Raw genomic sequence first — 12,528 nt, 5'->3', positions numbered from 1 at the left:
TGGTTCTTCCAATGATGGCCGTGATGTAATGTTGTTACTGTCATATCAGTTATTTTGATGCAAGTATAGTTATAAAATTGTATTGAACAATACGTATTGGTGTTAATTTAAAATTAAAGTTAAGCAGGCAATAAACATAAGCGCAATTTATGGTCTTTTATGAATTTTCCTGATAAGAAATTGATAATGTATTTTGTAGATTGCAATCGATTGCATAGATTTGCATCAAACTTAGATCAACATGAAGAAAACAATCATTCTTTTACTTGCCGCGATAGTTCTGGGAGGAACGGTGCAGGCACAAAAAGCGGGTAACGAAAAGCTTTTTAAAGACAGTTACATAAAAAAAACGATGAAAATGGCGTTGGACTGGCAGTTGGAGCATCCCAAACACGAATTGTACGACTGGACCAACGGTGCATTTTACGCCGGAGTTTTTGCGGCTTACGAAACAACGGGCTCGAAAAAGATTTGGAAGGCCATGTACGAAATGGGAGAGGCCAACGAATGGAAACCGGGGCCGCGTTTGCATCATGCCGACGATCATGTGATTTGCCAAACTTACATTGATATGTACAGGGTTTCGGGCGAAGAGAAAATGATTGAACCGTTTATTGCAACCATGGACGAGTTTATGAAAACACCTTACAAAGGCGATGGTATTCGTGAAAAGACATGGTGGTGGTGCGATGCTTTGTTTATGGCACCTCCGGCATTTGTAAAGCTGGGAATGACTTTAGACGATGACAAATACCTGAAACTTTCGGATGAACTGTGGGAAGAAACCTATGATTTACTTTGGGATAAAGAACATCATTTGTATGCACGAGATATGGGCTACAAATGGAACGAACCCGGAATTGAAGAAAAGAAAGAAGCCAATGGCAAGAAAATATTCTGGTCGAGAGGAAACGGCTGGGTTATGGGTGGTTTGGTTCGTGTGTTAAGCGAACTTCCAAAAGATTATCCAAACCGTGATTTTTATATTCAGAATTACAAAGAAATGGCGGCAAAAATTCTTTCGCTTCAACAGGAAGACGGTTTGTGGCGTTCAAGCCTGCTCGATCCTGAATCGTATCCGGGAGGAGAAGCCAGTGGATCAGGTTTTTACTGCTATGCTTTGGCCTGGGGAATCAATAACGGCATTTTAGATAAGGCCACTTATCTGCCTGCGGTTGAAAAAGCCTGGGTAGGATTAAATGGTTTGATTCAGCCCGACGGTCATGTGGGCTGGTGTCAGCCTATTGGTGCCGACCCACGGAAAAACTTCGAAGCAGAGAGCTGGGAAGTATACGGAACGGGAGCCTTTTTGCTAGCCGGTAGCGAGGTGATTAAATTAGATTAATCGATAAAATATCTTAACAATAAAAGGCCGCTGCAATTCATTTTGCAGCGGCCTTTTTACATATCGTTTAGTAGCTATTTCACCTTTTTGGCAGTAATCGGCATCTCTCCATCAGGGCTATTTACACTTCCTTTCATATTTTCTCCTTCAACGGTTACTTTAAGGGTAACGTAATTGTAGTCTACATAAAGACCAAATTTTAATACGCCTTCGCTGTAAGTAACATCTTTCAGATCGATCTTGTACCCATCTTCCAGTTTAACATGACCGGTCAGGTTGCCTTCCTTTTCTTCAAATACAAGATTTCCGGCATTATAACCATAAGGCGCACTCGGAACTTCGTATTTCCATTCTCCAATTACTTCTTTATTGTTCGAAGAGTTGCTTGCATTAACTGTAATCGTAGCAGCAAAAAGGATAAAAACAAAAAACATTAATTTTTTCATTGTATAAAATTTAGATGTGATTATAAATTGCACTTGTTTAGTGTGTTACAAAGATTGGCAGCAACATTCGTTTTTGCAAATTAAAGGGACGAAATTCGCTATTTAGGGATAAAAATTCGACAGTCAGGATAAAACGGTTAAAAGCAGTGGCGAATATTTTTCGGATACCGGAATAATTACTTCTGAAGAATTCAGGTGAAGACTCAGCTTTTTATTTTCTTTCTGAACGAAGTCAACATTTTGGGTATTCACCATAAATGAACGATGACAACGCAGTATCGATTCAGATCCCAACTGGCTTTCTATATTTTTCATGGTATTCCGCAATAGTTTTCGTTGTAATTTTCCTTCCAGTATAAAGTTTACGGTTACATAATTGTCGGTTGACTCAATGTAAAGAAAATCCTTGCTTCTAATCGAAAAACGGGGTTTCCCTTTTTCATCAGTAAAAGTTAAAAGCTGGTTTTTGTCGGTTCCGGAAAGTTTGTTTTGTAGTTGTTCAATTTCTTCGATGTGTTTTTTGTAATAAATCAGAAGAAGCGCAAACGAGTATGGAATCATAATCCCAAGCACGGTGTATTTTAACGAAAAAAGGAAATCGTTGATAAAGTTGCCAATCGGATTCCCGTACAGAAAAATATAAACGAGGCTGATCAATACAATCTCAACAAGAATCCACAACAAGTAGCTTTTAAGTTTGAATGTTTGTTGATGGAAAATTTTACGAAGTGGAAATTGCGTGAACAATAATACCAGCGACGAAATAAAACCATAGCTCGAAAGTCGGAGAAACTGAATTAACGGTGAATCGGAATACCAACGACCAATATTCCAGGGTTTAAAAACATTGATAAAGAAAATGCTGAAAACCAGAACGGTAAGAACAAGAAAGTACCTGTCTTTTTTGCGGTCGAGCAAACTAAAGTTGTTATTAAAAAATGATAGGTTCAACGGATAGCTGTTTATTTGTCAATATTAAATGTTTGCTTCTTAATTTCAAAAAAACAATTTAATTATTCTTCCATAGTTGAATACTAAATAATATTTATTGCTTTGTGCGCTCAAAGGCATGGTATTTGTCAGAATAGAACACCATAAAACAATTAGAGAAAGATTAAAGTCGTGAAACATTCTATTATAATTTTATTGTTCGTAACGCTGTTTGTTACCTCATGTACTGAAAAACCGGTTCAGAATAGCGGTTTGCCGGAAATAGTACTGAAAAAATCGCAGGATATTTTACCAATTTCAAGTTTTGTTGAAAATCTTGATTACCTGGAATTAAAAGTAAACGAAGCCAAAATTGAGTTTGGTGATATTTTAAACGTCAAAGAACTGGATGGCGATTTAGTTATTCTTCAGCGCAGAGCACGCGAAATTAGTTTTATCCGCTTTACACAAAAAGGCGATTTTATAAATACCATTGTGAGTAATAATGAGGGGAGTGGCAGAATTAAAAATCCATTGGATATTATTACTTGTCAGAAAGATTATGCGGTATTGGCCGGGGATGGAATCTACATTGTTGGGAAAGACGGAAAATACAAAAGCAAACTGGTTGCCGCGAAAATGCCCGGAACAAAATTCTTTGAGTCGAAAAACCAGTTTTATGTGGTGAACGATGTGCCCGGTTATGGTTTGTATACTGTGTATTCGCAAAAAAGTAAAGGAAAAAGAATCAACTTTCCTGAAGATCGTTTGAGAGATTTGGGACGTTCGAATCTGGCTGCTGTGGGGGCTGCAAACATTTCGTTGGTATCGTCGTACAGCGATACGGTTTTTGCCTATAACAATTCGGCTTTTCAACCAGAATATTTAATTGAAAGTGATGGTTATCCTTCGTTTGCAGAAATTTGGCGAAACACCGGCGACAAAGATGATGTTGAGACACTGAAATACATTCATAACACCCACCATTCGAAAATTAAAAGCTACTTTGAAAACAAGAATTATATTTTTCTAACCTACTGGTTGGGCTCTCACCAAACTACTGCACTGATTAAAAAGAAGGATTGGGAAGCCACGTATTTTACCGAAGCGGTGAATAATATAGACGGAGGTATTTGGGACAATCCCGAGTTTCTATCGGAGTCCGACGAGCTTTACATACCCATTACAGCCTACAAGGTTGGCGGACATAAAATTTCGGATAAGCGCCACAACGAATTTGAAAAAGTTCAGTTGCATATTGCGGCTACCGGAAATCCGGTATTAATGCGTTGCCAGCTGAAATAGGTTAATCAAAATAGGGATCGGTCCGTACTCCCCGTTTGTATTCAAACATCATTTTTATTTGTGCTTCGTTGTTTCGCGGAAGTGAAAGTGGCGGAAGTTCGTTTTCGTTAAACCAGCCCACATCGCAGGTTTCGGATCCGATAGAAATGGTGTCATTTTCTTTTTTACAAAGCAGAAAGATCTTATAAACATACTCGAATGCCGGTGGCATACCTTGTTTTTGTTTGTCCATAATGGACAAAAGACGGGTGGCCTTTACCTTTATGCCGGCTTCTTCCATACATTCCTTCTCGGCAACTTCGCCGGGGCTGTAGGCAATATCGGTCCATCCGCCTGGCAATGCCCAAAGTTTATCGGCTTTTTCCTGTACCAGTAAAATCTCGTCGTTTTCATTAAAAACAACGGCTCTTACATCTACTTTGGGCGTTCGGTAACCGTTACGTTCTTCAATAACCGGAATAATATCGGCAACCGGTGTGCGGGTGATTTTCTCCAGCATTTCCAGGCAAATGTCTCTTATTTCCTGGTAACGTTCAATGTCGTAAGGAATAGTGTTGTATTCCAGCCCGATTTCGGCCAGGGCATGCAGGCGTTTTATTTTCTCGAAATAGTATTTGCTCATATTTTTTCTGAAATGTTTTTGTGACAGAGGTGGTTTTCATTTCTGTACCATAAACCTACTGTTCTTTTTTTACCAGCATTAATTTGTTGCCTTCCAGCTCGGAGTAGCCCTGATCATAAACAAAGTAATAAATGCGGCCTGTTTTGGTGGTGTAGGTATTGGTAAAATAGCCAAAGTTAAAGCCTCGTTTTTTGAGGGAACTTTTATAGGTAGTGGTTTTTTCTTCCGGGTTTAGCTCTTCCAAAATCGAATGGTTGTTTTTCAGAATGCGGTTGATCTTTCGCATATAATTGGTCGATCCGCTGGCCTTTTTATTGTTGTAGGCATTCCGGCAACTGTCGTTGCAAAACTTCTGGTCGGCACGTCCTTTTAACGGTTCTCCACATTCGAGGCAGGTTCTTTTTTCCATTTTATTGCTTTTTGTTTGAGTTGCTAAAGTGCTAATATATAAAAATATATCCGTTTGTAAGCGTTTGCAAACGCTTATTGTCGACTACAAACGTTTAAAAACCGAATAAGCTTTACCTGCCAATCTACCTTTGTTTCAACAATTGCGTTACAGGACTCGCATAAGATACAGTCCTAAATTATTAACTAAAAAAAGAAATATCATGAATGCATTACGAAACAGCGTACGATTGTTAGGCCACCTTGGAGAAGATCCAAAAGTTAGAAGATTAGAGAGTGGAAAAGTAGTTGCCAATTTTAACATTGCCACCAACGAAATTTACCGCGACAGTAACGGAAACAAACAAACCGAAACCACCTGGCACCGTTTGGTGGCCTGGGGTAAAAATGCCGAAGTGGCTGAAAAGTACCTAAAAAAAGGAAAAGAGATTGCCATTGAAGGGAAATTGACAAACCGCCAGTGGGAAGATAAAAACGGCGAGAAACAGTATATGACTGAGATTGTAATTAACTCGCTGTTGATGTTAGACAAGGCATCGAATTAACAGCCGCTAAGGTTAATCCACAAAAAAAACAGTAGTATTGATGTAATGATGCTACTGTTTTTTTATTGGCTTAGTTCTGAAGTTCAAACTCCGGCAATTTCGCCCTTTAGTGAATAGGCAATTGTCAGCACGTCTTTTTGTGTTTGCTCGTCGATGTTATTCTTTGTCAGTGCTTTCATAATATCGTCGATAACATGCATGTATTCGCCTTGGCTGATGTTCATGCCTTTATGCGATGAAAGCATGTCTTTTCCTGTGTATTCTTCCGGGCCGCCACTTCCGGCTGCCAGAAAGTTAATAAGGTGTTGCCTTACTTCCGCAAAATGTTGAGGATCGTCTTTTAACGGTAAAAAGCGTTTGTTGACTGCCGGATTGCTCATGTGATTTTCCACAATATCGTCAACAATCGACGTAATTCCTTCGATGCCTCCAAGTCGTTCGTAGAGGCTTTGTTCTACTGGTGTTTTCATGTTGTTTTGATTAAATGTTCCTATACAAGTTAGTGATTTGCAGATAAAAAGACAAACAGGTATTTTAAATTGCTGGCTATCAATGATTCATTTTGTGCATAAAATAAAATACTAATAAGTATTTTAAATTGATTTGTATTGTCGTAACTTGTTTCCACTCAAAATTATAAATCATGAAAAAAATTGAACAAAAACTTTGGATTTTACTGTTGGCGGTTGCGATTATTGGGTTGCAATCGTGCCAGAAAGCAGATGACTTTGACTCTGTTAATGAAAACATTTTAGAGCTGAAGAAGGCTACAGTTAATAACTTTTACAGTTCAACTTTACCCGTTGGTAACGGGGTAGTACGGGCTTATGTTACTGAAAACAGGGACGGCGACCCGGTTGAAGTAGGAATTAATCTCTCGGCTAAAGTTTTGGATAATCTTCCCGATGAACCAAAACAATATGTATTGGAATTACCTAAAAATAAAGGAAATCATTTTTATACCCATGTGTTGTTCGATTGGAATCCAATGGGACACGAACCTCCGGGAATTTATGATTTGCCGCATTTCGATATTCACTTTTACATTATTCCAAATGAAGAACGTTTAGCGATTCCGGGACTGTCGCCTCCTGATAAAGATGATGCGCCTGGAGACGATTACATTCCTGAGTTTTACATGCAACTGGAAGGGCTTGTTCCCCAAATGGGGGCGCACTGGATAGATGTAAGATCACCCGAGTTAGGAGGAGAAACATTTACAAAAACATTTATCTGGGGATCGTTCGATACAGAATTTATCTTTTGGGAACCAATGATTACGAGAGATTATTTAATGACCATGCCCGACGAAATTATACCAATCCCGCAACCTATAGCCTATCAGGAATCCGGTTGGTATCCAACAGATTATAAAATTTCGTATTCGCCTACCAAAAAGCAATATACGGTTGCTTTGGTAAATCTTATGTATCATGATGCGGAATAGAGTGCAGAGTAAGCATATTCTCGCCAAGTAAATATCTGTTACTATTTTATTTTACTTTCTGATTTTTTGGTAATTGAAAAGATTACTGAATAATCAGAAAGTGTTAGTATTGGAGAGATTCCTCAAATAGAACTGATTTTACCATATAATTATCATTTATTTATCAAGTAATACCGGAACAGAATAATATAAATTCATTGTATCCTTTCAAACATATAAAAACGAAGATTTAGTTGAATCAAATTACAATCCCGGAAACTTGTTTGAAAACATACGCATGGATTACCATATTCGAAAATTGTGATTTATTTTAGCATTGGTTTGGTAAGGACATTTGGCCGAACCGGGCTACAGACTTTTTATAAAAGTGACAGACTATTTTTAATTCATTAAACCAGAGGATATGGCTAATCAACAAAATGATAGAATCTACCTTGACGGGGAGTTGTATGAGCTGTTATCAACACCTTTAAAGGTGTTTTTCGAAGCGCGTCCTGATATTCCTGCATTCAGAGGAAAAATACCGGAATGTAGAAGAGGTTATATGGCATCATGGCGGATAAGGAATAATGTACTTTACCTAACTGGTTTTCAGCAGGTGAGTCCCACTGTTGTTATTAATCCCCGAGACGTGCTTACCGGCCCCAAGATGGTAGCCGATTGGTACGACGGAACACTTCGGATTCCCATTGATTCTGACAAGTCAGGTGTGGATGGAGGCGATAATTCTCATGAAACCGAACTTCATATAACGGTGCAAGGTGGTGTTGTTTACAACCACGAAATTGTTCAGAAGAAACATGTTCCTTCTAATAACTCTAAAAAGAATAACGTTTTATAAATGGGCATTAATTGGTTTAAGGAGTTGGGGGCATAATTTTAGTCTGACGAAATCATTTTTACAGGTGCTGGTCCTGGTGGTGGAGCTGATATATCCATATCATGAAATTCCAGTACTTTTTCTTTAAAACTGTTTTCAAAAGGCCCATCGGCAGCTGCCACACTTTGCATAAAATTGTCGGCTCCCGGTCCTTCATGTAACACAACTACAACCGGACCGTCGGGTGTTTCAGCCAACCATGCATCATGACGGGTTAGTCCGTGTTTTTTGTTGAATTCATTAAACGCCTGACTTTGTTCTCCACTAAACGATTTTGCCCAATCTTTCCAGGCATCTACTTTTTCCTTCTTTAAAGGAGCAAGAATTAGTCCCATAACTTAAATGTTTAATAATGAATAATTTGAATAACTATTAAAATTAAGACAAATAAGTCTTTAATCAAAAGTCGTGAGGCGCTAATATTGCTGTGCTGTGTTAATAATTCTTAATCAACGGCGTACGGAGCTATTTATGGATAGGAGGTGGATTCGCAATATCAAAACGCCCATTTTACACGCACATAAACTGCCTGTCCGTAATCGCCGTATTCAGTACCTTCTCGTCCGAAGAATAACTGTCCATTCAGCATTAATTCCCAGTTATCGCCCAACGAGTAGGTTAGGGCCGGACCAAGATATGAGGAACCATCGGTGGGATTTAACATGGTTGACAGGTTGGCAGAGAGCAGGGGAGTAAAAGGATAACTAATTTGACCGAACAATTGGTATTTTCCCAATGAAAGCATTTTGGCCGAAATATCGGGAGCAAAAAAACTACGGCCACCTGCATCGCCTGTTGTTCCGTAGCTGTTGAATAAGGTGCCAAAATGCAGGTAAAAACTGTTGGGGAATGTATAATCTGCCGAAACTGATGCTACAAATGTTTCGAAGTTCTCTGGCTCTTCCTTATCGCGCGGACGAAACCAGGTTGCTTCACCCCTAAATCCGGCGCCTTTTATGTCGCCTGCCCAACCACCGCCTAAAACGTAGTCTTTGCCAACCCAGCCACCTAGAAACTGGATGTCGTAATTAAATTTCGAAAAGCGGTACATACCGGCAATGGCGGTTTCATCATTGTTGTGCCCGATTTTGTATATCAATTCAGCCGACGAAGTTACACCGGTATAGTATTGCAACCGAATTCCGTCGGTGCCGGGGCGTTCTTCGTAATCAAAATCAAAGTAGGAAAAGGTGTTGAACACATCGTTAGGATTCCAAACCAGGTTCGTGCCCCAGTTAATACGTTGGCGTCCGAGTCTTACCTGTAATTTCCCGCTTGTGTAATCAATCCATGCCCGGTCTAGCATCGTATGTAAAAACCAGCTGTCGGCAGAAAGCAACACGGTTCCCAATTCTAAATAACCCTTATCGTCATCAACAAAATCTTCGTAATCGGGAAACTCACGGATCATTTGCCCCATGTAAATGCGGTTGCGGGCTTCCAAGGCAAATGTCAGTTTTTCCGATGCATACCACCTGAAATTTAAACGGTTGTGTATCTCATTCAGAAATAGGTAATCCAACGATTTATCTGTGGAAATGGGAATAGGCTCAACCGGATGATAATACATCCCCAAATCTTTTATATAGCCGTTAAACGACAGCTTGGATTGCGCGTAAATAGCAGTGCTAAAAAATATAAGTGTTAGTATGAGTAAGTTTTTTTTCATTTTTGAATCCTGTTTGATCAGGTGTTTTCTATTTTCTAAATCATATAAAATGTCGAATTTCGACAAACCACTTGGGATCCAAGATTGGAATAAACACAAACAAGCTATGTTAGCCTGTACTTCTTCAATCGTAATTCGTTAATCATTATTCATCATTCATTGGTTTTCCATTCCTCCCGCAAAATCCATCACACACATGGTAGAGTAGCGCGGATGAGTTCCGCAGGCCACGCCAATTTTTTTAAAATCAGCCTGAAGAAGGTTGGCACGGTGACCACGGTTTTTAACGCCATCATCGATTAATAGAAAAATTACGATTTGCCGTGCAGAGGTATTTCCATAAGCAATGTTCTCCGCAATCCGAACCTGCCATTTGCCGTAACGTTCAATACGTGCTTTCGAGTCTGAACGATCCTTTCCAATATGTCCTGTTCTTCCCGTTTTTGACTGATCTTTTTGATGATCGTTAGCCGCTTTGGTCAACAATTTGTCGGGATATACAATCGGAGCAGGAGATGCATTTTTCAGAAAACGGACACATTCACGCAATGCGCTTACGCCTTCCTGCGTCATTATCGATTTATCGCCGGGGTAATGCAATATTTTTTTGTCGTAGTATTGGGCGAGGGGAGCAATATATTTCTCAGCGTACGCCGACGGATCAGAACGGAACAAGTTGACTTCGTAGATCACTTCTTTCTCCAGTTCCGACAAGTAATTGACATCGGCAGCAGTGTTTAGCGTACGGTCTTTTGTTTCTCCTGTGGCTGAAACTATAAGGGCCAATGCGATTAAAAATAGGACTATCCGGTTTTTCACTTTTATACTTGTTATAATGGCATCTTCTTAAACAAAAGCTGTTATTTTCTGATGTCGCTGATTATCTTTCCATCTTCTATGGTAATTACACGCCGCGCTTTGTTTACCACCCGCTGGTCGTGCGTTGAAAATATAAACGTTATTTTTTCTTCTTTATTAAGTTGCTCCATAATATCGAGCAGATTTTCGGTGGAGTGCGAATCGAGATTGGCAGTAGGCTCATCCGCCAGAACGAATTTGGGTTTCGATGCCAGTGCTCGTGCAACAGCCACCCTTTGTTGTTGCCCGCCCGACAATTTCGATGGTCGTCGATCCATCATCTCGCCCAGTCCAACGGCTTTTAACAGTTCGCTGGTACGTGCATCGCGGTCGGCTTTTTTGCTTCCCTGCAAATGCATAATAAATTCCACATTTTCTTTGGCAGTAAGAACAGGAATCAGGTTATAAGCCTGGAAGACAAAACCAATATTTTTCATTCTGAAATCAGTTAGTTTTCGTGATGAAAGTTCATTGATCTTAACGCCTTCAATTTCAACCGAGCCTTCAGTGGCGTCATCCAAACCGCCAATAATATTCAGCAAGGTTGTTTTTCCCGATCCCGACGGACCAACGATGGCTGTAAATTCGCCCTCTTCAATCGACATATCTATTCCGTTAACCGCATGTACCGAAACGGAGCTGCCGTTATAAATTTTGTGCAGGTTTTTGATTTCTATTATTTTCATAACAATGCTTTAATGATTCAATGCGAAAATGCTTTAATGCCAGAATTCTTAAATAACTTAAGTAGCATAGTAATTTTTAATGTCTTTTTCATTCTAATATTCGAATCCTCAGATATTCTCATATTTTATTCAGTTCTCGTGGCTTCAGCCGGATTCAATTTCAGTGCTTTTCGTGCCGGGTAAATCGCAGAGATCAGTCCGGTTAAAACTACCAGCGTAATTAATATTCCCAATGAGTGAGATGGAAATACCGTTGCAATTTCGGTTGACATACCGTATTGTTCCAATCCCTGGGCAAAAGCGGAAAGATTGATTGGATGTTGTTCGAAAATTCGGGAAACACCTATTCCGAGAAGGATTCCGACTAAGCCCCCCGTTAGAGTAAGCATAACAGATTCAAGGATAATCATGTTAAAGATTTTCCGTTTATTCATTCCAATAGCCATCAACATTCCAATTTCTTTTACACGCTCCAGAACTGCCATCAACATGGTGTTGATAATGCCGAAACACAATGCGATGAGGATGATCAGTATAAATATGTACATGTACTGATCCATGGAATCGGTAATGATCGACATTTCAGGACTTAATTCTTTCCAGGATTGTACGTCCATGCCGGCAGCGGTTTTTTGTACAGCCGGTTTTACAAGCGGCGCATAACTGTTGTCTTTTAACAGAATGGCAATTTCGTGTACCGCATCTGGTTGAATGCCAATTTGCGATCGCAGATCGTTGATGTTGACGAATAAATGCATTTCATCGAAACCGGTGTTTACTGTTTTATAAATACCTGCCACGCGGTAGCCTTTTGATGATAAGTCGCCATTAAAATCGACCAGTTGTACGTTTATTTTTGTGCCCACTTTTAAACGTAGTTTGTCGGCCAGTTTTTTGCCTACAAGTACAGGGGGCATCCGGCTGGTTTTTTCAAGGTAAGTACCTTCAATCAGGTGTTGCCAAATATCGGTAACCTGTTTTTCTTTCTCCGGATCGATTCCTAACATTTTACCGCCGCCCGTTCCGTGAGCAGCCATAATAAAAGGCTCAGCAATCAGTCGGGGAGACGCAGCCTCTACCGAATCGAGCGCTGCAATTTGTTCGGCCAGTGCAAAACCATTTGGTACAAATAATTCCGATTCGGTGTTGTCCAAAAAATGGGGCGCGTGCACCTGTATGTGCGACAACTCCGATCGGGTGGCCGATTCAATCCGCGAGTTGTACATGCCATTCATAAAAGCCATCATGAATATGCCTGCAAACAGACCCAGTGCAATGGCCGCAATCATTACTAGACTCCGGGTTTTGCTTCGCCAAACGTTTCGCCATGCTATTGAAAGTATCATTTTGTTTTATTTAAGTCGGAAGCACGAAGTTGGAAGTATAA

General features: G+C 39.9%; 15 protein-coding genes. 5 read left to right on the top strand and 10 right to left on the bottom strand.

Annotated elements, in window-relative coordinates; all coding sequences use genetic code 11:
- Window positions 1-241: 241 nt before the first annotated feature.
- Window positions 242-1,345 (top strand): glycoside hydrolase family 88/105 protein, encoded by a 1,104-nt coding sequence (locus tag LH29_RS21000; protein ID WP_045033300.1) that lies wholly within the window; start codon window positions 242-244, stop codon window positions 1,343-1,345.
- Between the two features lie 74 nt (window positions 1,346-1,419).
- Here the strand turns inward: LH29_RS21000 and LH29_RS20995 are convergent, their stop codons facing one another.
- Both LH29_RS20995 and LH29_RS20990 read right to left on the bottom strand, forming a co-directional pair.
- Window positions 1,420-1,791 carry a hypothetical protein gene (locus LH29_RS20995; RefSeq protein ID WP_045033299.1) on the bottom strand — a complete coding sequence of 124 codons (372 nt, stop codon included), beginning with the start codon at window positions 1,789-1,791 and terminating at the stop codon, window positions 1,420-1,422.
- A 123-nt stretch (window positions 1,792-1,914) separates the two neighbouring features.
- Window positions 1,915-2,742: a LytR/AlgR family response regulator transcription factor gene (locus LH29_RS20990; RefSeq protein WP_157493786.1), complete on the bottom strand. Its 828-nt coding sequence runs from the start codon at window positions 2,740-2,742 to the stop codon at window positions 1,915-1,917.
- 171 nt (window positions 2,743-2,913) lie between these two features.
- On the opposite strand from LH29_RS20990, the gene LH29_RS20985 reads away from it, so the two are divergent.
- Window positions 2,914-4,026 carry a 6-bladed beta-propeller gene (locus LH29_RS20985; protein WP_198152539.1) on the top strand — a complete coding sequence of 371 codons (1,113 nt, stop codon included), beginning with the start codon at window positions 2,914-2,916 and terminating at the stop codon, window positions 4,024-4,026.
- A gap of 1 nt (window position 4,027) precedes the next feature.
- On the opposite strand, the gene LH29_RS20980 is transcribed toward LH29_RS20985, so the two are convergent.
- Entirely contained in the window at window positions 4,028-4,648 is a 621-nt protein-coding gene (locus tag LH29_RS20980) for an NUDIX hydrolase (RefSeq protein WP_045033296.1), read from the bottom strand.
- Window positions 4,649-4,703: 55 nt separating this feature from the next.
- Window positions 4,704-5,057, bottom strand: a complete 354-nt coding sequence (locus tag LH29_RS20975) for a hypothetical protein (RefSeq protein WP_045033295.1) — start codon at window positions 5,055-5,057, stop codon at window positions 4,704-4,706.
- A 202-nt stretch (window positions 5,058-5,259) separates the two neighbouring features.
- Here LH29_RS20975 and LH29_RS20970 point away from each other — a divergent pair, with 202 nt between their 5' ends.
- Complete coding sequence (locus tag LH29_RS20970; RefSeq protein ID WP_045033294.1) at window positions 5,260-5,601, top strand: single-stranded DNA-binding protein; 342 nt, start codon at window positions 5,260-5,262, stop codon at window positions 5,599-5,601.
- 83 nt (window positions 5,602-5,684) lie between these two features.
- Here the strand turns inward: LH29_RS20970 and LH29_RS20965 are convergent, their stop codons facing one another.
- Entirely contained in the window at window positions 5,685-6,071 is a 387-nt protein-coding gene (locus LH29_RS20965) for a group I truncated hemoglobin (RefSeq protein ID WP_045033293.1), read from the bottom strand.
- Between the two features lie 173 nt (window positions 6,072-6,244).
- Between LH29_RS20965 and LH29_RS20960 the strand changes: the two genes are divergently transcribed.
- Together LH29_RS20960 and LH29_RS20955 are read left to right on the top strand one after the other, a co-directional pair.
- Complete coding sequence (locus LH29_RS20960) at window positions 6,245-7,048, top strand: DUF5602 domain-containing protein (RefSeq protein WP_052671148.1); 804 nt, start codon at window positions 6,245-6,247, stop codon at window positions 7,046-7,048.
- Between the two features lie 403 nt (window positions 7,049-7,451).
- On the top strand, window positions 7,452-7,889 hold the full coding sequence (locus tag LH29_RS20955; RefSeq protein WP_045033292.1) for a hypothetical protein: 438 nt from the start codon (window positions 7,452-7,454) through the stop codon (window positions 7,887-7,889).
- A 38-nt stretch (window positions 7,890-7,927) separates the two neighbouring features.
- Here LH29_RS20955 and LH29_RS20950 read toward each other — a convergent pair whose 3' ends face one another.
- The 5 genes from LH29_RS20950 to LH29_RS20930 all read right to left on the bottom strand — a co-directional run bounded on the left by LH29_RS20950 (window position 7,928) and on the right by LH29_RS20930 (window position 12,487).
- Window positions 7,928-8,263: a hypothetical protein gene (locus tag LH29_RS20950; protein WP_045033291.1), complete on the bottom strand. Its 336-nt coding sequence runs from the start codon at window positions 8,261-8,263 to the stop codon at window positions 7,928-7,930.
- Between the two features lie 161 nt (window positions 8,264-8,424).
- On the bottom strand, window positions 8,425-9,597 hold the full coding sequence (locus tag LH29_RS20945; RefSeq protein ID WP_157493785.1) for a hypothetical protein: 1,173 nt from the start codon (window positions 9,595-9,597) through the stop codon (window positions 8,425-8,427).
- Window positions 9,598-9,753: 156 nt separating this feature from the next.
- A complete protein-coding gene (locus LH29_RS20940; protein WP_157493784.1) occupies window positions 9,754-10,416 on the bottom strand; it encodes a CAP domain-containing protein in 663 nt (220 codons plus the stop codon).
- 41 nt (window positions 10,417-10,457) lie between these two features.
- On the bottom strand, window positions 10,458-11,141 hold the full coding sequence (locus LH29_RS20935) for an ABC transporter ATP-binding protein (protein WP_045033290.1): 684 nt from the start codon (window positions 11,139-11,141) through the stop codon (window positions 10,458-10,460).
- A 125-nt stretch (window positions 11,142-11,266) separates the two neighbouring features.
- A complete protein-coding gene (locus LH29_RS20930; RefSeq protein WP_045033289.1) occupies window positions 11,267-12,487 on the bottom strand; it encodes an ABC transporter permease in 1,221 nt (406 codons plus the stop codon).
- Window positions 12,488-12,528 lie beyond the last annotated feature (41 nt).

It is taken from the genome of Draconibacterium sediminis, assembly GCF_000949475.1.
Classification (GTDB): domain Bacteria; phylum Bacteroidota; class Bacteroidia; order Bacteroidales; family Prolixibacteraceae; genus Draconibacterium; species Draconibacterium sediminis.
Note: the sequence above shows the minus strand (reverse complement) of the source record. Positions and strands in the feature narration are given on the sequence as shown.